Annotated in this window: 15 protein-coding genes and 1 riboswitch; of the genes, 5 read left to right on the top strand and 10 right to left on the bottom strand. The window is 69.3% G+C overall.

Translation table 11 applies throughout. The features are described from left to right. Positions 1 to 13: 13 nt before the first annotated feature. The 5 genes from C5E07_RS06550 to C5E07_RS06530 all read right to left on the bottom strand — a co-directional run bounded on the left by C5E07_RS06550 (position 14) and on the right by C5E07_RS06530 (position 4,155). Positions 14 to 586, bottom strand: coding sequence for a cobalt ABC transporter (locus tag C5E07_RS06550; RefSeq protein WP_104298858.1), 573 nt, complete (start codon positions 584 to 586; stop codon positions 14 to 16). After that, the gene (locus tag C5E07_RS06545) at positions 583 to 1,455 is read right to left on the bottom strand and encodes an energy-coupling factor transporter transmembrane protein EcfT (protein ID WP_146080536.1); all 873 of its coding nucleotides are present in this window, start codon (positions 1,453 to 1,455) and stop codon (positions 583 to 585) included. Before C5E07_RS06545 ends, C5E07_RS06550 begins: the two co-directional genes overlap by 4 nt. Then, positions 1,452 to 2,978: an ABC transporter ATP-binding protein gene (locus tag C5E07_RS06540; RefSeq protein WP_104298857.1), complete on the bottom strand. Its 1,527-nt coding sequence runs from the start codon at positions 2,976 to 2,978 to the stop codon at positions 1,452 to 1,454. The genes C5E07_RS06545 and C5E07_RS06540 overlap by 4 nt, the downstream gene beginning before the upstream one ends. Before the next feature lie 5 nt (positions 2,979 to 2,983). Further along, positions 2,984 to 3,637, bottom strand: coding sequence for an ECF transporter S component (locus C5E07_RS06535; RefSeq protein WP_104298856.1), 654 nt, complete (start codon positions 3,635 to 3,637; stop codon positions 2,984 to 2,986). 51 nt (positions 3,638 to 3,688) lie between these two features. Continuing rightward, positions 3,689 to 3,798, bottom strand: a riboswitch (TPP riboswitch). Positions 3,799 to 3,822: 24 nt separating this feature from the next. Then, positions 3,823 to 4,155 carry a hypothetical protein gene (locus C5E07_RS06530; protein WP_104298986.1) on the bottom strand — a complete coding sequence of 111 codons (333 nt, stop codon included), beginning with the start codon at positions 4,153 to 4,155 and terminating at the stop codon, positions 3,823 to 3,825. A gap of 139 nt (positions 4,156 to 4,294) precedes the next feature. On the opposite strand from C5E07_RS06530, the gene glgX reads away from it, so the two are divergent. From glgX to C5E07_RS06510, 4 genes are all read left to right on the top strand, one after another. Continuing rightward, positions 4,295 to 6,490, top strand: coding sequence for a glycogen debranching protein GlgX (gene glgX, locus C5E07_RS06525; protein WP_104298855.1), 2,196 nt, complete (start codon positions 4,295 to 4,297; stop codon positions 6,488 to 6,490). 43 nt (positions 6,491 to 6,533) lie between these two features. After that, on the top strand, positions 6,534 to 8,861 hold the full coding sequence (treY, locus tag C5E07_RS06520; RefSeq protein WP_308471355.1) for a malto-oligosyltrehalose synthase: 2,328 nt from the start codon (positions 6,534 to 6,536) through the stop codon (positions 8,859 to 8,861). A gap of 49 nt (positions 8,862 to 8,910) precedes the next feature. After that, a complete protein-coding gene (gene treZ, locus C5E07_RS06515; protein ID WP_104298854.1) occupies positions 8,911 to 10,701 on the top strand; it encodes a malto-oligosyltrehalose trehalohydrolase in 1,791 nt (596 codons plus the stop codon). Between the two features lie 484 nt (positions 10,702 to 11,185). Continuing rightward, the gene (locus tag C5E07_RS06510; protein WP_104298853.1) at positions 11,186 to 11,494 is read left to right on the top strand and encodes a DUF2277 domain-containing protein; all 309 of its coding nucleotides are present in this window, start codon (positions 11,186 to 11,188) and stop codon (positions 11,492 to 11,494) included. A gap of 28 nt (positions 11,495 to 11,522) precedes the next feature. Here the strand turns inward: C5E07_RS06510 and C5E07_RS06505 are convergent, their stop codons facing one another. Next, positions 11,523 to 12,818: a DNA polymerase IV gene (locus C5E07_RS06505; protein ID WP_104298852.1), complete on the bottom strand. Its 1,296-nt coding sequence runs from the start codon at positions 12,816 to 12,818 to the stop codon at positions 11,523 to 11,525. Positions 12,819 to 12,880: 62 nt separating this feature from the next. Here C5E07_RS06505 and C5E07_RS06500 point away from each other — a divergent pair, with 62 nt between their 5' ends. Beyond that, entirely contained in the window at positions 12,881 to 14,665 is a 1,785-nt protein-coding gene (locus tag C5E07_RS06500) for a long-chain-fatty-acid--CoA ligase (RefSeq protein ID WP_104298851.1), read from the top strand. Between the two features lie 51 nt (positions 14,666 to 14,716). Here C5E07_RS06500 and C5E07_RS06495 read toward each other — a convergent pair whose 3' ends face one another. From C5E07_RS06495 to gatC, 4 genes are all read right to left on the bottom strand, one after another. Further along, positions 14,717 to 16,285 (bottom strand): hypothetical protein, encoded by a 1,569-nt coding sequence (locus C5E07_RS06495; protein WP_146080535.1) that lies wholly within the window; start codon positions 16,283 to 16,285, stop codon positions 14,717 to 14,719. Positions 16,286 to 16,371: 86 nt separating this feature from the next. Next, complete coding sequence (gene gatB / locus C5E07_RS06490) at positions 16,372 to 17,886, bottom strand: Asp-tRNA(Asn)/Glu-tRNA(Gln) amidotransferase subunit GatB (protein WP_104298849.1); 1,515 nt, start codon at positions 17,884 to 17,886, stop codon at positions 16,372 to 16,374. Beyond that, positions 17,886 to 19,412, bottom strand: coding sequence for an Asp-tRNA(Asn)/Glu-tRNA(Gln) amidotransferase subunit GatA (gene gatA, locus C5E07_RS06485; protein WP_104298848.1), 1,527 nt, complete (start codon positions 19,410 to 19,412; stop codon positions 17,886 to 17,888). The genes gatB and gatA overlap by 1 nt, the downstream gene beginning before the upstream one ends. Then, positions 19,409 to 19,708 carry an Asp-tRNA(Asn)/Glu-tRNA(Gln) amidotransferase subunit GatC gene (gatC, locus tag C5E07_RS06480; RefSeq protein ID WP_104298847.1) on the bottom strand — a complete coding sequence of 100 codons (300 nt, stop codon included), beginning with the start codon at positions 19,706 to 19,708 and terminating at the stop codon, positions 19,409 to 19,411. The genes gatA and gatC overlap by 4 nt, the downstream gene beginning before the upstream one ends. Positions 19,709 to 19,732: the final 24 nt, after the last annotated feature.

Here is a 19,732-nt window from a genome sequence, read left to right as displayed (position 1 = left end):
CCGCGAAACCCCGTCACGCGCCGGGCACGGCCTCGATGATGACGTCGGCGAGCAGGAACGGCGCATTGCGTCGCCAGTGCTCGCGCTCTTGAGCCGCCCACATCTCCCAGAACTCCTCGAAGACGCCGACGTCTGCAGGACGCGAGAGCGCCCGCGGCTTCCGGTGGGCCTCGTCGAGCTCTATCCACACGCTCGTCGTCGCGAGGGGCGCGCTCTCGTGCGACAGCGAACCGCAGCCCTCGACGATGAGCGGCGCGGAGCCGTCGAGCTCGCGCCACGGACCGGGCGCATCCGCCGCCCAGTCCCAGCTCTCATAGCCGGGGCGGTGCGGGAGCCCCGGCTGCTCGGGATGGAGCATGTCGCGGTGCACCGCCTGCGAGGCGGCAGCGAGGCCACCCCAGCCCGGGTAGGCGTCGTCGAGGGACACCAGCTGCGCGCTCTCGAAGCCGCGCGCCCGGAACTCCGCCAGCAGCTCCCCCGCGAGCGTCGTCTTGCCCGAGCCCGACCCGCCGTCGATGATCACGACCGGGCGCGAGCCGCGGGCATCCGCGAGCACGCGGTCCAGCAGCGCCGCGACCCCGCTCACGCGCTGCCCACGAGCCGGTACGACCCCGCCGCGACGGCCACTCCGATAGCCGCGCCGGCGATGACCACTGCCGCAAGCACGAGAACGAGGTCCCGCCAGCCGAGATGTGAGGGGCGAGCCCACGTCCGCGTGATTTCCTCGGCGCCGAAGCCGCGAGCCTCCATGACGGTCGCCAGTGTCCCAGCCCGTCGCAGCGCGAGAGCGAGCAGCGCGAACGCCATCGTCATGAACCGTCGGATGGCACCCGAGTCGCCGAGACCGCGAGCGCGGCGCGCCTGGCTCATCGCCGTCCAGTCGTCGCGGAACACGGCGAAGAGGCGGATGCCCGCGAGCGCCGACACCACGAACCTCGCCGGGAGGTGCGCGACCTGCGCCAGACCGTCGGCGAGGCGGGTCGGGTCGATGCGGCTCAACGCGACGAGCGTCGGCACGCCGATCGCGAGCACGCGCACGCCGACGGCGATCGCGAGCTGGATGGAGTTGTCGGTGATGTTCGCGTAGAGGAACTGCCCGTAGCTCGCCCCGCCGGGCTTGGCGTACAGCAGCATGCTCGTGGCGGAGACGGGGGCGGCGATGAGGAGGATCCAGCTCGATCGCAGGACCTCCATGGGGCGCACTCCGGCGACGCCGAAGGCGAGGAGCGAGAACGTCAGCGCGACGGCCGCCGAGACGACATCGAGCGTCGTCAGCAGGGGAATCGAGTACATCACCGCCGCCAGGAACGGCGTGACCGGGTTCACGCGGTCGAGGAACCGTCCGCCGACGGGGAGCACTTCGAGCGGCACGCCGTCGGCATCGACCTGGGGCGATGTGGCCGACCGTGCCGGGCGGGAATCCGCCGAGGCGACGCCCGCGCCGCTGCCGATCATGCTGGCACCTTCTCGTTCTTGCGGTCGTGGGCTTCGATGCGGATGCGCTGGTCGCCGAGCACACGCACGAGCTGCTCGTCGTGAGTCACGGAGACCAGCGAGTGCCCCTCGGAGACGAGGCGAGACATGATCGTGACGAGCTCCGTCCAGGTCCTGCGGTCCTGCCCGAAGGTGGGCTCGTCGAAGATGAGCACCCGAGGCGCCGTCGCGAGCACCGTCGCGACGGACAGCCGACGCTGCTCGCCGCCGGAGAGCGTGAAGGGGTGCGCTTCCGCGAGGTGCGAGAGGCGCAGCGCCGCGAGCAGCTCGTCGACGCGTTCGCTCGTCTCGCGTCTGCCGCGCCCCACCGCATCCGGTCCCACCTCGAGCTCGCGCCGCACCGTGCCCGCGACGAACTGGTGCTCGGGCTGCTGGAAGACCGTGCCGATCCTCGTCAGCAGCTGACGGGAACGCCAGGCAGACGGATGCGGGCCGACCGGGCCCGCCACGCGGAACCTGCCGAGCGCCCAACCACCCCGTCGACGGTCAGCGTCTTCGCCAGCTTCACGCAGGGCACTGCTCGCACGCACGTCGCCCGCGACTGGCTTGAGCAGGCCAGCAAGCGTCAGCGCCAGCGTCGTCTTGCCCGCGCCGTTGGGCCCGAGCACCACCGTCGACTCCCCCGCCCGCAGCGTCGCGCCGAACTGCGTGTGCAGCGGATGGTCGGCACGCCCGAACCCGAGGCCGTCGGCGACGAGCAGGTCCTCCCCCGGGGCGCGCTCGCCCCGGGGAACCGAGGGTTCGTGGCCGCCTATCCACACACCCGCCGCGAGGAGCGACTCCCGCTGCTCCTCCAGGATCACGTCAGGGGCACCGTCTGCGAGCAGGTGCTGCTCAGTGCCGAGTACGACGACCCGGTCGACGCTCGAACGCCACACATCCACCCGATGCTCGATGACGATGAGCGTCGCGCCGGTGACCTCCGCGGCACGCACAACCGCCTCGCGAACCTCCTCGACACCAGCCGGGTCGAGGTTCGCGGTCGGCTCGTCGAGCAGGATGAGGTTCGGCCGCATCGCGAGCACGCCCGCGATCGCGAGGCGCTGGCGCTCACCGCCGGACAGCTGCGCGGTCGAGCGGTCGAGCGGCATCCGCAGCCCGACGGCGTCGAGCGCCTCGCGCACCCGAACCCAGGTCTCGGCGCGCGGCACACCGAGGTTCTCGCAGCCGAACGCGACGTCGTCGCCGATTCGGGCGAGCACCGTGTTCGCCTGCGGATCCTGCAGGACCAGCCCCACCGCGCCGCGCGCATCCGTCGGATGCCTGCCGTCGACCAGCAGCGAGCCGAGCTCCTGGCCATCGTCCTCGTGGTCGCCGAGCACCCCGGCAAGAGCCGCCAGGAGCGTGGACTTGCCCGCCCCCGACGGCCCGAGCAGCAGCACGGCCTCTCCGGGCTCGATCGTCAGGTCGAGCTGGCTGACCGCCAGCTTCGCCCGGTCGGCGTGGCGCCAGCCCCACCCCCTCGCCTCGACTCTCGCGCCCACGAGCGCTAGCCGATTCGCTTCGCGCTTCTGCCCGCCGCGAAGCGGTTCAGCGCGCCAGTGGCGGCGAGTGCTCGCGTGAGCAGCCAGCCGACGACTCCGGCCAGCACCGCACCGGAGACCACGACCGCGACGAGGTAGATCGTCAGGAATTCAGGGCCCTTCTCGATGTTCGCGCTGAGGAACAGCTCGAGCACCCACGCGGCGACGGCAGCACCAGCGCCCGCGAGCATCGCGACGCTCAGACCGAAGCGCTTGTAGAGGAAGAGCGCGAAGATGAGCTCGGCGCCGAGGCCCTGCGCGATCCCCGAGTAGACGGTCTCGATCGACCACTGGCTGCCGAGCAGCATGGAGACGCACGCCGCGAGCACCTCGACGAAGAGCGCAGCCCCCGGCTTGCGGATGATGAGCCCGCCCAGCACGCCGCCGAGCAGCCAGATGCCGACCGCGATGCCACCGAAGCCCGGCGTCAACGCGTCCATCGTCGTGAACCACAGGTAGCCGACGCTGTTCCAGAAGATGAAGATGAGGCCCGTCGCGACACCGAGAACGGCCGCCGTGACGATGTCGATGACACGCCAGCGGAAGCGGCTCTTCGGCGCCTTCGCCTGAGCCGGGACCTGCGCTGCCGCAGTCGGAGATGGAGTCGAGGAAGTTGTCATGCTGTGTGCCCTTTCGAGTGAAAGTGCACGGGCGCAGAGCCGTGGGCGACCCTGCTCGGAGATGTGCCTCCCTGCGCTGGCATTACCCAGATCAGGTTTGACGGTCGAAGGCTTGAGCCTTCCTCTCAGCCCGGACTACCGGACTCCCGTGAACACCCCGAGTATAGGCCGTACCGCGGCCCGAGCTACTTCTTGAGCGCCTTGATGAGCCGCGGGAGGGCGTGCCCGACCGTCCACACCAGCGGAATCGACACGACGAGCAGCGTGATGATGTTCGGGCGGAAGCTCGTGCCGAACTCGTCATCCACGTACGCGCCGACCGGCACGGCCATCCCGCCGCCACCGCCGCCCGACGAGTTCTCCTGACCCTCCTCAGTGCTCTCGCCACCCCCATAGCCGTACGAGACGAGAGCGACCGGAAGGATCGTGGACTTGCCGAGTTCCACCTTCTCGCCGTAGGCGAGAGTGACGCCGAGCTTCTTGACCGAGTCCGTGAGGTTCTGTGTGAGGTTCGTCATGCGGCCAGCGTAGGTCGTCGACATGCCTGTCAACCAGGAGAAGTCCTGTGTGCTCGCGGGCGAGAGCGCTCCCACCCTTTGGTAGCTTTAGTGCCTGCATCCACACGCGATGTTCTTCGATGAAGCAATAGGAGCGTGCATGAAAACGTGGCCCGGAAATGCCTACCCCCTCGGAGCGACGTTCGATGGAAGTGGCACCAACTTCGCGATCTTCAGCGAGGCCGCCCACAAGGTCGAGCTGTGCCTCTTCGATGACGACGGCAACGAGGAGCGGGTGAGGCTCTACGAGCAGGATGCGCACGTCTGGCATGCCTACCTCCCTCACGTGCAGCCCGGCCAGCAGTACGGCTACCGGATGCACGGCGACTACGACCCCGTGAACGGAAGCCGCTGCAACCCGGCGAAGCTCCTCCTCGACCCGTACGCGAAGGCGACGACGGGCGAGATCGACTGGGACCAGTCGCTCTTCAGCTACAACTTCGGCGATCCCGACTCGTTCAACGACCTCGACTCAGCGCCCCACATGATGAAGGGCGTTGTCATCAACCCCTACTTCGACTGGGCTGGCGACCGGAAGCCGGGCATCCCCTACAACGAGTCCCTCATCTACGAGGCGCACGTCAAGGGGCTCACCGAGCTGCACCCGGATGTGCCCGAGGAGATCCGCGGCACGTACGCCGGCATCGCGCACCCCGCGATCGTCGAGCACCTCAAGCGCCTCGGCGTCACCGCCATCGAGCTCATGCCCGTGCACCAGTTCGTGCAGGACAGCACCCTCATCGAGAAGGGGCTCCGCAACTACTGGGGGTACAACACCATCTCGTTCCTCGCCCCGCACGCCGACTACGCCTCCCAGGGCACGGCAGGCCAGCAGGTGCAGGAGTTCAAGTCGATGGTGCGCACGCTGCACGCCAACAACATCGAGGTCATCCTCGACGTCGTCTACAACCACACGGCAGAAGGCAACCACCTCGGCCCGACCCTCAGCTTCCGCGGCATCGACAACGCCGCCTACTACCGGCTCGAGGAAGACGACAAGCGGTACTACACCGACTACACGGGCACCGGCAACTCGCTCAACATGCGCCACCCGCACTCGCTGCAGCTCATCATGGACTCGCTGCGCTACTGGGTCACCGAGATGCACGTCGACGGCTTCCGCTTCGACCTCGCCTCCACCCTCGCCCGCGAGCTGCACGACGTCGACAAGCTGTCCACCTTCTTCGACCTCGTGCAGCAGGACCCGGTGGTCTCGCAGGTGAAGCTCATCGCCGAGCCGTGGGACGTCGGCCCCGGCGGCTACCAGGTCGGCAACTTCCCACCGCAGTGGACGGAGTGGAACGGCAAGTACCGCGACACCGTGCGCGACTTCTGGCGAGGCGAGCCGTCAACGCTCGGCGAGTTCGCGAGCCGCATCACCGGATCCGCCGACCTCTACGAGCACTCCGGACGCCGCCCCTTCGCCTCCATCAACTTCGTCACGGCCCACGACGGCTTCACGCTGAGAGACCTCGTCTCCTACAACGAGAAGCACAACGACGCCAACGGCGAGAACGGGAACGACGGCGAGAGCCACAACCGCTCCTACAACCTCGGCGTCGAAGGCCCGACCGATGACCCCGAGATCAACGCCATGCGCGCCCGGCAGCAGCGGAACATCATCGCGACGATGCTGCTCAGCCAGGGCGTGCCCATGCTCCTCCACGGCGACGAGCTGGGGCGCACCCAGAACGGCAACAACAACACGTACGCGCAGGACAGCGAGATCAGCTGGGTGCACTGGGAGAACGCCGACGAGCCGCTCGTCGAGTTCACGCGGGCCGTCGCGCAGCTGCGCGCCGACCACCCGACGTTCCGTCGACGCCGCTTCTTCAACGGCCGCGTCGAGGAGCGCGCCGAGGGATCCGCGCTGCCCGACATCGTGTGGCTCTCGACCGACGGCACGCAGATGGCATCCGAAGACTGGAACGCGGAGTTCGTGAAGTCGATGGGCATGTTCCTCAACGGCAACGCCATCGCCGGACGCGACGAGCGGGGCGAGGAGATCACCGATGTGAGCTTCATGGTCTACTTCAACGCCAGCGAGACAGTCGTCGAGGCGACCATCCCGAGCGTCGAGATCACCTCCCACTGGGACATCGTCATTGACACCTCCGGCATGCACACCGACCTCGAGGCCGTCGAGCCGGGAGCAACCATCCCGCTCGAGCCGCGCTCGCTCGTCGTCCTGCGCGAAGCGGAGCTCAACGAGAAGCCAGACCATTCGGTCGCCGCTTCCGTCGCCGCGATGACAACCCCCATCCCCATCATCACGCGGCCGCCCCTCGGCAGCTGACCCAGCCAGAGCCACCTCAGAAGCACCTCGCGCCACGGAGACCATGATGCGCATCCCATCCAGCACGTACCGATTCCAACTGACGTCGGAGTTCGACCTCGACGCCGCGACCGAGCAGCTGCCCTACCTGGAGCGGCTCGGCGTGGGATGGGTGTACCTCTCGCCCATCCTCCAGGCGACCCCAGGCAGCACGCACGGCTACGACGTCGTCGACCCCTCGAGGGTCGACGACGAACGTGGCGGGCGCGAGGGGCTCGAGCGGTTCTCCGCGAAGGCCCGCGAGCTGGGCCTCGGCGTGCTCGTCGACATCGTCCCGAACCACATGGGAGTCGGCACGCCACGCGACAACCCGTGGTGGTGGGATGTGCTCGAGCACGGCCAGCAGGCCGCGCACGCCGAGTCCTTCGACATCGACTGGGAGGCGGGCGGCGGCAAGCTCCTCATCCCAACGGTCGGCGACGACGACATGCCCAGGGAGCGGGGCGACGCGATCGCCAACGTGACCGTCGACACCGAGGCCGGCGTGCTGCGCTACCACTCCACCGAGTACCCGCTCGCGGAAGGCTCGGCACCCGAAGGCGCATCGGTGCGGGAAGTGCTCGACAACCAGCACTACCAGCTCATCCACTGGCGCCAAGGCGACAGCCGCCTCAACTACCGCCGCTTCTTCACGATCACCTCGCTCGCGGGCATCCGCGTCGAAGACGAGCACGTGTTCGAGGAAGCTCACGCGGAGATCCTCGACTGGATGCGTCACCGCCTCGTCGACGGGCTCCGGATCGACCACCCGGACGGACTCCGTGACCCGGGCGGCTACCTGCGCCACCTCGCCGACCGAACGCGCGGAGCGTATGTGCTCGTCGAGAAGATCCTCGAGGGCGACGAGGCGCTGCCCGCCGACTGGCGCACGGCAGGGACGACCGGCTACGACGCGCTCGGCCAGATCGACCGGGTGCTCGTCGACGCCGACGCCGAGGAGCCGCTCGACGAGCTCGCGGCGGGAGCAGACGGCGACCCGGTCGACTGGGAGCAGCTCATCCACGAGGCGAAGCGCGCCGTTGCCGACGTGTCACTGAACGCCGAGATCCGCCGCATCGCGCGAGAACTGCGCGCGACGGGCCTCGAGGACGACCTCATCGAGGACTCCGTCGCCGAGATCGCCGCCCACTTCAGCGTGTACCGCAGCTACCTTCCGACGGGCGCGAACCACCTCGCCGATGCGGCCAGGGCCGCCACCGAGCAGCGACCAGATCTCGCGGCGTCGATCGCCCGCGTCCTGCCGTTCCTCGAGGCGCCAGAAGCCGAGGCCGCGCTGCGTCTGCAGCAGACCACCGGCATGATCATGGCGAAGGCCGTCGAAGACCGCTCGTTCTACCGCTACGCACGCCTCACCTCCCTCAACGAGGTCGGCGGCGACCCGAACGTCTTCTCCATCACCCCGGAGCGGTTCCACGAGCTCCAGACGGCACGCGCCCGTGACTGGCCAGACGCCATGACCACGCTGTCGACCCACGACACGAAGCGCGGCGAGGACACGCGCGCACGCATCACCGCCCTCAGCGAGGTCCCCGAGTTCTGGGCGGAGAGCGTCGCCGAGCTCCAGAACGTGGCCCCCATCGATGACAACGCGTTCGCGCAGCTCACCTGGCAGGCCATCGTCGGCGCGTGGCCCGCATCCCGCGAGCGCCTCACCGACTACCTCGAGAAGGCCGCGCGCGAGGCCGACCTGCACACGAGCTGGACCAACCCGGACGAGACGTTCGAGGGGCAGCTGCACGCGGCCGTCGACGCCGTCTTCGACAACCCCGTCGCGTCGAACGTCGTCCAGAACGTCGTCGCCGAGACGCAGGAGGCGGGCTGGTCGAACTCGCTGACCGCGAAGATCGTGCAGCTCACGATGCCGGGCATCCCCGACGTCTACCAGGGCACGGAGCTGTGGACGCGCACCCTCGTCGACCCAGACAACCGGCAGAGTGTCGACTACTCGTCGCGCACTGCGGCGCTCGACGCGATCCTGCACGGGGCGGTCCCCGCGATCGACGACTCCGGTGCCGCGAAGCTGCTCGTGACCGCGGCCTGCCTGCGCCTGCGCCGCAGCCGACCGGAGCTCTTCACCGAGTACGAGGGCATCACCGCCGACGGGCCGGCGGCAGAGCACGCACTCGCGTTCTCGCGGGGCGGTGCCATCACGATCGGCACGCGCCTCCCCATCGGCCTCGAGCAGGGCGGCGGATGGATCGGCACGACCATCCCCCTCCCCGAGGGCGAGTGGATCGACCAGCTCACCGCAGCCGTCTTCACGGGCGGCAAGGACGTCCCGCTCGCCGCGCTCCTGCAGCAGTACCCCGTGGCGCTGCTCGCCAGGTCCTAGCCGGCACCCGCATCCACACCACCTCGCTTCCCACCAAGGAGTTTTCCCCGTGCGCGATTCCCGCTTCGATGTCTGGGCACCACACGCCGAGACGCTGACCCTGCACCTCGACGGCACCGAGCTGCCGATGCGGCGCACCGACGGCGACTGGTGGGTACCGGACACGGCGCTCGAGCTCGACGAGGACACCCACGACTACGGCTACCTCGTCGACGGCGACACGACCCCCATCCCGGACCCCCGCTCGCGGTGGCAGCCGGACGGCGTGCACGGCCTCTCGCGCACCTTCGACGCCGACCGGCACCCGTGGGTGGACGGCGACTGGACCGGCCGCCCGCTCGCGGGGTCCGTCATCATCGAGGTGCACATCGGCACCTTCACCCCCGAGGGCACGCTCGACTCGGCGATCGACCGCCTGGACCACCTGCAGGAACTCGGGGTCGACTTCGTCGAGGTCATGCCCGTCAACGCGTTCAGCGGCACCCACGGCTGGGGCTACGACGGCGTCGACTGGTTCGCCGTCCATGAGGGCTACGGCGGACCCGCCGCCTACCAGCGCTTCGTCGAGGCCTGCCACGAGCGTGGCATCGGCGTCATCCAGGACGTCGTCTACAACCACCTCGGCCCCTCCGGCAACTACCTGGGCAAGTTCGGGCCCTACCTCTCCGATCACCACGCCACGGCGTGGGGCGACACCGTCAACCTGGACGGGGAGAACTCCGACGAGGTTCGCGCGTTCATCCGTGCCAACGTGGCCATGTGGCTGCGTGACTTCCACGTCGACGGGCTCCGGCTCGACGCCGTCCACGCCCTCATCGACGACCGCGCCGTGCACATCCTCGAGGAGCTGGCCCGGGACGTCGCCGAGCTCGAAGCGCACGTCGGTCGCCCGCTGACCCTCATCGCCGAGTCCGACCTCAACAACCCACGCCTCATCACGTCGGACGAGGCAGGCGGCTACGGACTCGACGCCCAGTGGTCGGACGACTTCCACCACGCCGTGCACGTCAACCTGACCGGGGAGACCAGCGGCTACTACGCCGACTTCGAGGGTCTCGAAGCCCTCGCGAAGGTGCTCGAGAAGGGGTTCTTCCACGACGGCACGCTGTCGACCTTCCGAGGGCGCCATCACGGTCGCCCCCTGCCGGCTCACACGCGCGCCTGGCGGCTCGTCGTCTCGTCGCAGAATCACGACCAGATCGGCAACCGAGCCATCGGCGACCGCCTCACGGCGACGCTCTCCCCCGGCCAGCTGGCCATCGCGGCCACGCTCGAGCTGACCTCGCCCTTCACCCCCATGCTCTTCATGGGCGAGGAGTGGGGCGCCACGACCCCATTCCAGTTCTTCTCCTCCCACCCGGAGCCGGAGCTGGCGAAGGCGACCACGGAGGGCCGTATCGGCGAGTTCGCGCGCATGGGCTGGGACGCCGCCGTCGTTCCGAACCCGCAGGACGTCGCGACGTTCGAGCGGTCGAAGCTCGACTGGAGCGAGCTCGAGAAGCCGGAGCACGCCCAGCTCCTCGAGACCTACCGCGAGCTCATTGCACTCCGCAGGCGGGAAGCGGACATCACCACGCCCTGGATCGATGCGAGCAGCGTCGAGGCGTCGCAGGAAGACGGCACGCTGGTCATCACGCGAGGCGGTCTTGTCATCGCCGTGAACTTCTCGGCGGACGAGCGGGAGCTTCGAGTCGACCGAGCCACCGAGGTGCTCTTCTCCACGGATGCACGGGCAACGCTCGGCCAGACCACCGGCACCGTCGCGGGCGCACCGGTGGGCGCGTCCGCCGTCCCGCTCCGCCTTCCAGCTGAGAGCGCCGCCGTCCTCCGCGTCAGCTAGTTTCCGACCGGCGTCGCGGGGGTCCCGGAAGGAACGCCGCTCCGCGAGCCCGGGGCGGCGCAGAGTCGGCGGCGGCCCGCGCTGACCAACATCAGTGCACATTCGGACGCAGCCGACCAGAAACCGGCACAACCGCCAGAATTTGCACTGAAGTTGGACACGCGCACCGCGAACCGAGCCCGAAATCGGAGCGCGCGGCCGGGCGGGGCGGACCGGCGCACCGCCGAAACCGGGACCGGGACGCCGCTCCGCGAGCCCGGGGCGCCGCAGAGTCGGCGGCGGCCCGCGCTGACCAACATCAGTGCACATTCGGACGCAGCCGACCAGAAACCGGCACAACCGCCAGGATCTGCACTGAAGTTGGACACGCGCACCGCGAACCGAGCCCGGAACCGGGGCGGGGAAGACCGGAACCGGGGCGAGGAAGACCGGGCGGGGCGCTGTTCGCCTGGTGATTGCAGCGCCTCGGCGTACCCTGTCGCGCATGTGCAGAAACATCACAGAGCTGCGCGGGCTCGAACCAGCCGCGAACGACAACGAGATCGAAGCCGCCGCCCGCCAGTACGTGCGCAAGGTCTCCGGCATCACGCACCCGACCGCGCGCACGCGCGAGGCCTTCGAGAAGGCGGTCCGCGAGATCGCGCACATCACCGAGCACCTCCTCGAGGACCTCCCGGAACGGCGCCAGCCGCCGAAGACCGTGCCGCCGTTGCGTCGCCCCGAGGTGCAGGCCCGTGTCGCAGCACGCGAGGCGGGCGCCACCACGACAAGCGGCGCAAAGGCGGCATCCTAGGCACGCACACCCGGCCGAGCCCGCTGTCTCAGTGCTGGTTCGGGGCCTCGTCCTGCTTGCGGTTCGCGCGTTCGCTGATGCCGACCGTGCCGTCGCTGCGTTCCCCGCGGCCGAGCAGTGACGCCGGTCGAAGCGCGAACTTCCCGAAGCGGGCGACCGCCTGGTCGACGGCGCGCTCCGCCGCTTCCCAGTCGTCGTCCTCCTCCGCCCCGAAGAGCGACAGCTGACCCGAGCTCCCCGCCTCCACGAGCCGCTCAGCACGCACGCCGATGAGGCGCACCGGCCTGGGCGGCACGAGAGCCGCGCGCAGCATCTCCCGCGCAGCGAGGTACAGCGAGTGGCCAACATCGCTGGGCTCGGCAAGCGTGTGCGAGCGTGTGATCGTCGAGAAATCGGACCAGCGCAGCTTGATGCCGACCTGGCGCGCCTGCAGCCCCGCGCGACGCAGGCGCGTCGCCACCGCATCCGCCTGAGCCCGCACCTCGCGCTCCAGGAAGACGAAGTCGGTCACGTCCTCCAGGAACGTCTGCTCGTGGCTGATCGACTTCTCACGGCTCGCCTCCTCGACTCCCCGCTCGTCCCTCCCCCACGCGAGTGCGTGCAGCTTGCCCGCCCCCGCCTTGCCGACCGCCCGCTCCAGCACGGGCCCCGGCGTGTGCGCGAGGTCGAAGACCGTGTGGATGCCGATGCCGCGCAGCTTCGCCTCGCTCTTCTCGCCCACACCCCAGAGCGCGCCGACCGGCAGGTGGTGCAGGAACGGGATCGTCTCCTCGTGCGGGATAACGAGCATGCCGTCCGGTTTGCATTTGCCCGACGCGAGCTTCGCCACGAACTTGGTGGATGCGGCACCCACCGAGCAGGTCAGCCCCGTCTGCGCTTTGACCCGCGCGCGAAGGCTCGCCGCGATCTCACCCGGCGAGCCGAACAGCAGACTCGCGCCGGACACGTCGAGGAACGCCTCGTCGATGGAGAGCGGCTCGACGAGCGGCGTGAACTCGCGGAAGATCTCCATGACCTGCTGCGAGGCGTCACGGTACTTGCCCATGTTTCCCTGCAGCACCACCGCCTCCGGGCAGCGGGCGATCGCCTGATGCATCGGCATGGCGCTGCGGACACCCCTGGCCCGCGCCTCGTAGCTGGCGCTCGACACCACGCCCCGCTCCCGGGTGCCACCGACGATCACCGGCTTGCCGACGAGATCGGGCCGCTCGAGCAGCTCGACGGCCACGAAGAACGCGTCCATGTCGACATGGAGGATGCTCGCGGACGCGTCGCGGTCGGACGCCGCGCCCGTCTGCCGCGCCCCCATGTCTTTCCTGGTCATGCATCCATTGTGCGTCGCCCCACCGACATCTGCTGGACGCTCTGCGCGAATAGACTCTGCGCATGCAGCTGAACGAGTCTCGCGCCTGGACCGCCTTCTACGCACCCGGAACCCCGAAGGACATCGAAGTCCCCACAGGATCACTCCCAGACATGCTCGCGGAGATCGCCGAGCGCTTCCCGGACAAGCCAGCGATCGAGTTCTTCGGCGCCCAGACGACCTTCTCGGAGCTGCAGGACCAGGTGCTGCGGTTCGCGCAGGGCCTCCGCCGCATCGGGGTGAAGCGAGGTGACAGGGTGGCGCTCATCATGCCGAACGCGCCGCAGCATGTCGTCGCCTTCTACGCGGTGCTGCGCCTCGGCGCCGTCGTCGTGGAGCACAACCCGCTGTACACGCGCGACGAGCTCCGGACTCAGTTCGAGGACCACGGCGCCGAGATCGTCATCGCCTGGGACAAGGCCGCTCCGACCGTGCAGTCCCTCCCCCACAGCCTCGGCATCCGCCACGTCATCGCCGTCGATGTGACGAAGGGCATGCCACTCAAGACGCAGCTGCTCCTGCGCCTGCCGATCGCCAAGGCGCGCGCGTCGCGCGCCAAGCTCAGCGCCAAGGCTCCGGGGACGGTGCCGTTCGAGAAGCTCGCGAAGCAGCAGCTCCTCGACGCGAGCGTCCCGACGCCCGGACCGGAGGATCTCGCGAGCCTGCAGTACACGAGCGGGACGACCGGCAACCCCAAGGGCGCCATGCTCACGCACCGCAACCTGTGGTCCAACGCCCGTCAGGGTGCGGCGTGGATGCCCGAGTTCACGGCAGGCAACGAGACCATCTACGGCGTCCTCCCCATGTTCCACGCCTTCGGCGTGCTGCTGTCGGTCATCTACTCCGTGAGCGTCGGCGCGAAGGCCGTGCTCTTCCCGACGTTCGACCCCGAGCTCGTCATCGAGGCGTCCAAGAAGTCGCCGGCGACGTTCATCCCGGCCGTCCCGCCCATGTACGACCGGCTCGCTCGCGTCGCGAAGGACGGCAAGCTCGACCTCTCCGGCGTCATCTACGCGATCTCCGGCGCCATGACGCTGAACGACGGCATCGTGCACCGGTGGGAGGCTGTCGCAGGCGGGCAGCTCGTCGAGGGCTACGGCCTCACGGAGACCTCCCCCGTGGCGCTCGGGAACCCCTTCACCGACAAGCGCAAGACCGGCACCATCGGCATCCCCTTCCCCTCCACGCACATCAAGGTCACCGACCCCAGCGACCCGAGCACGGAGGTGGAGCTCGGCGAGGTCGGCGAGCTGCTCATCCGGGGGCCGCAGACCTTCCACGGGTACTGGAACCGCCCCCAGGAGACCGATGAGGTGCTCATCGAGGGCGGCTGGGTGCGCTCCGGTGATCTGGTCGTGCAGGACGAGGATGGATTCGTGACGGTCGTCGACCGCAAGAAGGAGCTCATCATCACGGGCGGCTTCAACGTCTCGCCCTCCGAGGTCGAGCGGGTCGTCACCGAGATCCCTGGTATCGCCGAGGTCGCCGTCGTCGGCATCAAGCGCGGCGGGGGTGCTGAGGCGGTCACCGCAGTGGTGGTGCTCGACGAGGGGGCGACGTTCGACGAGGCGGCGGCCCGCGCATTCGTTCGCGAGCGACTCTCGGAGCACAAGGTCCCTCGCTCCTACGTCGTGTGGGAGGAGCTCCCGAAGTCGCTCATCGGCAAGGTGCTGCGCAAGAAGGTGCGGGATGCGCTGCAGCAGAACCGCAACGCGACAGCTGCGCCAGCCGATGACAGCGCTGCTCCGGATGCGGATGCGGATGGCGGAGCGGCGGCCGAGTCAGCCTCCGACACGACCGGAAAGTAGCGGGTGGCCCGCCCCTGCGACGCACGGGCGGGCCGCAGCCTCGGGAGGCGATCAGCCCCCTGCGACGTACCGTTCGCCGTCTTCGCTCAGGCGGGTCCCCGTGGGGCCTTCGAGCTCGACCAGACCCGCTCGTGCTGCCTGCCGGACCGACGCGGCGACGTTGACGGGGACACGCCACGTCATGCGCTCGAATGCGTTGGCGATCTCCGCGGCCGTGACCTCACCATCGGCGCTGAGGATGGCGGCGACCGCGATCGCTATGCGCTGCCCGTTGTTCGTCGGCTTGAGGTCGGACGCGAGGTCCTCGAGACTGCGCTTCGCCTGCGAGGCGGCACGAGATCGGCTCGACGCGGCGCCGCGCGCACCCGCCCTGGTGCGGGATGCGATGGGAGTGCTGGTGCTCCCACCGCGACTGTCTGGAGCTGAATCGCCGGCTCGCCCCGCAGCGGACGCTCGCCCCTGACCAGCACGGACTCGAGTCGACGCGCGCACGGACGAGCCTGGGTTTCGCACCCGTCCTGGCCCTGCCGCTTCATCCTCGACTCGCCCCGGCGCACCGGTCACGGACGAGGGCGAGACGGCTTCCGGGTCCTTGGCGCTGTTGATCCCGGAGGGGCGGCGCGCGCGTCTGGCGCTGGCCTCCACCCCCGACCCGACGCTGCCGGCACCGGAGCCGCTGCGGCCGGACGACCTGGTGGGCCTCTCGTCCTTCGTCGGCGCATCGGGGGCCACCGTGCGGATGTCGATGGGAGAGAGATCCGCCGCGTCGACGCCGAACTCGACGACGGCGGTCACGTAGGTATCGAAGACTGCACGGTGCACTGAGGTGTCGTGCTGCTCGACAAGCGCGACGATGCCGGGGATGGCGCGGATGAGACGCGCGAAGCCGTGCGCCTCGTCGCCTTCGTCGGAGAGCAGCGCCGCGTCGCGGACGGTGCGCTCACGCGCGCTCGGTTCGGCCTTGCCCAGCTTCTGCTTGCCAGCTGCGGGAGCGGGTCTGCCTGGCGTCTTCGCCTCCGGCTTCCTCGCTCCTGGCTGCGTTGGCGTGCTGAGCCCGTCGTCCGGAGCTGACGCGCGAGGCTCCTCGGCAGACGAGTCGTCCTCGAGGGAGCTCTTGCCGACCTGCTTGGCTTCGCGGCCGGGATTGCCGGTCTCGCTCTTCTTGTCAGACTTGGCCCTCTTGTCCGACTTGGCTTTCTTGCCCGACCTCGACTTTTCGTCTGACTTGGCCTTCTTGTCAGACTTGGCCTTCTTGTCAGACTTGGCCTTCTCGTCTGACTTGGCTTTCTTGTCAGATTCCGCTTTCTCGTCTGACTTGTCTTGCTTGTCCGACTTGCTCTTCTTGTCCGACTTGGCCTTCTTGGCCGACGTGGTCTTCGTGGCGGACTCGGAGTGCTGCTTCTTGTTCTTGGGCTCTGCCGCAGCGACGGGCTCGGCAGTTGACGGCGCAGCCACGTCTCCGAGGGAAGCCGGCCGCAGCACCGTCTTGGGCGGCTGCACGCGCTCCTTCTTGACCTTCGCCCGAGGGCCGCCCTGGGTGGCGTCGGGTCGCTCGACCGGCGTGTTCTTGCCTGACTTCTTGTTCGACTTCTTGCCCATACGACTCACTGCTCCGTTCACCGAGGCTCTGTGGCTCTGACGCTAGCGCCAGAGCCACAGAGGCACCTCAGTCGTGCCCGACAATTCCTCGGTGTACGACGTGGGTCCTACGAGTTCTGCGCGCGCTCCAACACGAGCTCGCGAACGCGTGCCGCGTCCGCCTTGCCCCTCATCGCCTTCATGACGGCGCCGATGACCGCGCCTGCGGCCTGCACCTTGCCGTCGCGGATCTTGGCGAGCACGTCGGGCTGCTGCGCGAGGGCAGCGTCGATGGCCTCGATGAGCGGACCGTCATCGCTGACGACGGCGAGTCCACGTGACTCGACGACCTCCGCGGGTGAGCCCTCGCCTGCGAGCACACCCTCGAGCACGTCTCGCGCGAGTCGGTCGTTGACGGTGCCCGCCGTGATGAGCCCGTCGAGCTCCGCGATCTGCGCCGGCGTCGCGAGGTCGGTCGCCTGCACGCCACGGTCGTTGGCGATACGCGAGAGCTCGCCCATCCACCACTTCTTCGCACCGGCAGCCGTGGCGCCGGCGGCGACGGTCGCGTGGACGACGTCGAGAAGGCCGGCGTTGGCGATGTCCTGGAACTCCTGGTCGGCGAAGCCCCACTCCGCCTTGAGGCGGCGGCGGCGAGCGACGGGTGCCTCTGGCAGCGTGGCGCGCAGCTCCTCGACCAGCTCGCGGCTCGGGCGCAGCGGCATCAGGTCGGGCTCCGGGAAGTACCGGTAGTCGTCGGCATCCGACTTCGGACGACCGGACGAGGTGCGTCCCGTGTCCTCGTGCCAGTGTCGCGTCTCCTGCGTGATGCTGCCCCCTGCCGCGAGAAGCGCGGCCTGGCGCTGGATCTCGTAGCGGACGGCCCGCTCGATGGACCGGAAGGAGTTGACGTTCTTCGTCTCCGTGCGGGTGCCGAGCTTCTCCTCACCGCGCGGACGCAGCGAGACGTTCGCGTCACAGCGGAGGTTGCCACGTTCCATGCGGGCCTCGGAGACGCCGAGGGCGCGCACGATGTCGCGGATCGTCGAGACGTAGGCCGCTGCGAGCTGCGGCGTCTGCGCTTCTCCGCCGAAGATGGGCCGCGTCACGATCTCGACGAGTGGGACGCCAGCGCGGTTGTAGTCGACCAGGGAGTACTCGGCGCCCTGGATGCGCCCGGTGGAGCCGCCCACGTGGGTCAGCTTCCCTGCATCCTCTTCCATGTGGGCGCGCTCGATGGGCACGTGGAACACGGTGCCGTCTTCCAGCTCCACCTCGACCTCGCCGTCGAACGCGATGGGGTCGTCGTACTGCGAGATCTGGTAGTTCTTCGGGTTGTCCGGGTAGAAGTAGTTCTTCCGAGCGAAGCCCGAGACCTCCGCGATCTCGCAGCCGAGCGCGAGCCCGAGTGCGATCGAGTAGTGGACTGCCTGCTCGTTGACGACGGGCAGGGTGCCCGGGAGGCCGAGGTCGACGGGCCCGATGTTGGTGTTGGGCTCTCCGCCAACCTCGTTGCCCGAGTGGTTCGGGGTGTCGGAGAACATCTTGGTCTTGGTGCCGAGTTCGACGTGCACCTCGAGACCGATGACGGGCTCGTAGAGTTCGAGAGCGCGGTCGTAGTCCATGAGCTCTGGCTTGGCCATCAGCGTGCACCTGCCTTCAGCTGGGGGGCCTGCGAGAGCAGGGGCCCACCCCAGCGGTCTTCGAGAGTCTGTTCGAGTGCCGCGGCCACCGTGTAGAGGCGCGCGTCGTCACGGGCGGCTGCCATGAACTGGATGCCGACGGGCAGGCCGTTCTCCGGCGCGAGGCCGCCCGGAACGGAGATGCCGGGGACGCCGGCGAGGTTCGCCGGGATCGTCGTGAGGTCGGCCAGGTACATGGCCGTCGGGTCTTCCGCCTTCTCGCCGAGCTTGTAGGCGGTCGTCGGCGAGGTGGGTGCTGCGAGCACGTCGACCTCGGCGAACGCGGCGGCGAAGTCCTGCTGCACGAGTGTGCGCACCTTCTGCGCCGAGCCGTAGAACGCGTCGTAGTAGCCGGCGGAGAGCGCGTACGTGCCGAGGAGGATGCGACGCTTGGCTTCGTCGCCGAAGCCCTTGCTGCGCGTCGCGGACATGACTCGCTCGACGGTGGTCCCCGAGGGGTCGGTGACCCGCAGGCCGAAGCGCACGGAGTCGTAGCGCGCGAGGTTGCTGGAGGCCTCCGCTGGCATGATCAGGTAGTACGCGGCCACGGCGTACTCGAAGTGCGGGGTCTCGATCCAGGAGATGATCGCGCCGCGTTCCTCGAGGGCTGCGAGCGCCTCCTGGAATCGCTGCGTGACGCCGGCCTCGAAGCCGGCTCCGTCGGCGATCTGCTTGGGGACGCCGATGCGCAGGCCACGGACGGAGTCGTCCGCGCGTCCCGCGAGCGCCGCCTGCGTGAACGACGGCCACTCGCCCGTGAGGGAGGTGGAGTCGCGTCGGTCGTGACCGGCGAGGACGTCGTGCAGTGCGGCGGTGTCGAGCACGCCGCGTGCTGCCGGCCCGATCTGGTCGAGCGACGAGCCGAGCGCAAGCGCGCCGTAGCGGCTCACGCCACCGTAGGTGGGCTTCATGCCGACGGTTCCGGTGACGGATGCGGGCTGACGGATGGACCCGCCCGTGTCGGTGCCGAGCGCGAGCGGCGCCTCGTAGGCGGCGACGGCAGCGGCGGAACCGCCGCCGGACCCGCCTGGGATGCGCTCGAGGTCCCACGGGTTGTGGGTCGGCCCGTAGGCGGAGTGCTCCGTCGAGGAGCCCATCGCGAACTCGTCGAGGTTGGTCTTGCCGATGATGACGAGGTCGTTGTCGCGGAGGCGCTCGACGACGGTCGCGTCGTACGGAGGCACCCACCCTTCGAGGATGCGCGAGCCGGCGGTCGTCGGGGTGCCCTTGGTCGCGATGTTGTCCTTGACCGCGACGGGGACGCCGGCCAGCGGTGAGAGCTTCTCCCCTGCTTGGCGCTTCGCGTCGACACGTCCGGCTGCGGCGAGTGCGGAGTCGGCGTCGACGTGGAGGAAGGCGTGGACGTCTCCGTCGACTGCCTCGATGCGCTCGAGGTGCGCGGTGGTCGCCTCGATGGAGCTGATGCTGCCGTCGGCGATCGACGCGGCGAGGTCGGTCGCGCTCAGGCGCGTGATGTCGGTGCTCACTGCTCTTCCCCCAGGATCGCGGTCACGCGGAAGCGAGTTCCGTCGCTGTCCGGGGCACCCGCGAGTGCGGCGTCGCGGTCCAGCGGCTCGCCGACCTCGTCGGCTCGCGTCACGTTGTGCATGGCGATCGGGTGGGTCGTCACCTTGACGTCAGGCGTCGCAACCTCCTGCACTTTCTGGATGAGGTGCTGGATCTCGATGAGTTCGCCGGTGACGCGCTCGATCTCGCCTTCGGCGAGGTCGATGCGCGCGAGCTGAGCGAGGTGCTCAACGTCGGCGGCAGTGATGTCGGTCATTCGTCTCCGATAGTGAGTCGGCCA

This window comes from Pseudoclavibacter sp. RFBJ3 (genome assembly GCF_002931375.1).
GTDB lineage: Bacteria > Actinomycetota > Actinomycetes > Actinomycetales > Microbacteriaceae > Pseudoclavibacter.
The sequence above is the reverse complement of the archived record's forward strand: the minus strand, read 5'-3'. Positions and strand labels throughout refer to the sequence as shown.

Bases quoted from the DNA above. Each gene is read 5' to 3' on its own strand.
- C5E07_RS06545 (WP_146080536.1), bottom strand. From the start codon at position 1,455: ATGATCGGCAGCGGCGCGGGCGTCGCCTCGGCGGATTCCCGCCCGGCA.
- C5E07_RS06535 (WP_104298856.1), bottom strand. From the start codon at position 3,637: ATGACAACTTCCTCGACTCCATCTCCGACTGCGGCAGCGCAGGTCCCG.
- C5E07_RS06530 (WP_104298986.1), bottom strand. From the start codon at position 4,155: ATGACGAACCTCACACAGAACCTCACGGACTCGGTCAAGAAGCTCGGC.
- glgX (WP_104298855.1), top strand. From the start codon at position 4,295: ATGAAAACGTGGCCCGGAAATGCCTACCCCCTCGGAGCGACGTTCGAT.
- treY (WP_308471355.1), top strand. From the start codon at position 6,534: ATGATGCGCATCCCATCCAGCACGTACCGATTCCAACTGACGTCGGAG.
- C5E07_RS06510 (WP_104298853.1), top strand. From the start codon at position 11,186: ATGTGCAGAAACATCACAGAGCTGCGCGGGCTCGAACCAGCCGCGAAC.
- C5E07_RS06505 (WP_104298852.1), bottom strand. From the start codon at position 12,818: ATGACCAGGAAAGACATGGGGGCGCGGCAGACGGGCGCGGCGTCCGAC.
- C5E07_RS06500 (WP_104298851.1), top strand. From the start codon at position 12,881: ATGCAGCTGAACGAGTCTCGCGCCTGGACCGCCTTCTACGCACCCGGA.
- gatB (WP_104298849.1), bottom strand. From the start codon at position 17,886: ATGGCCAAGCCAGAGCTCATGGACTACGACCGCGCTCTCGAACTCTAC.
- gatC (WP_104298847.1), bottom strand. From the start codon at position 19,708: ATGACCGACATCACTGCCGCCGACGTTGAGCACCTCGCTCAGCTCGCG.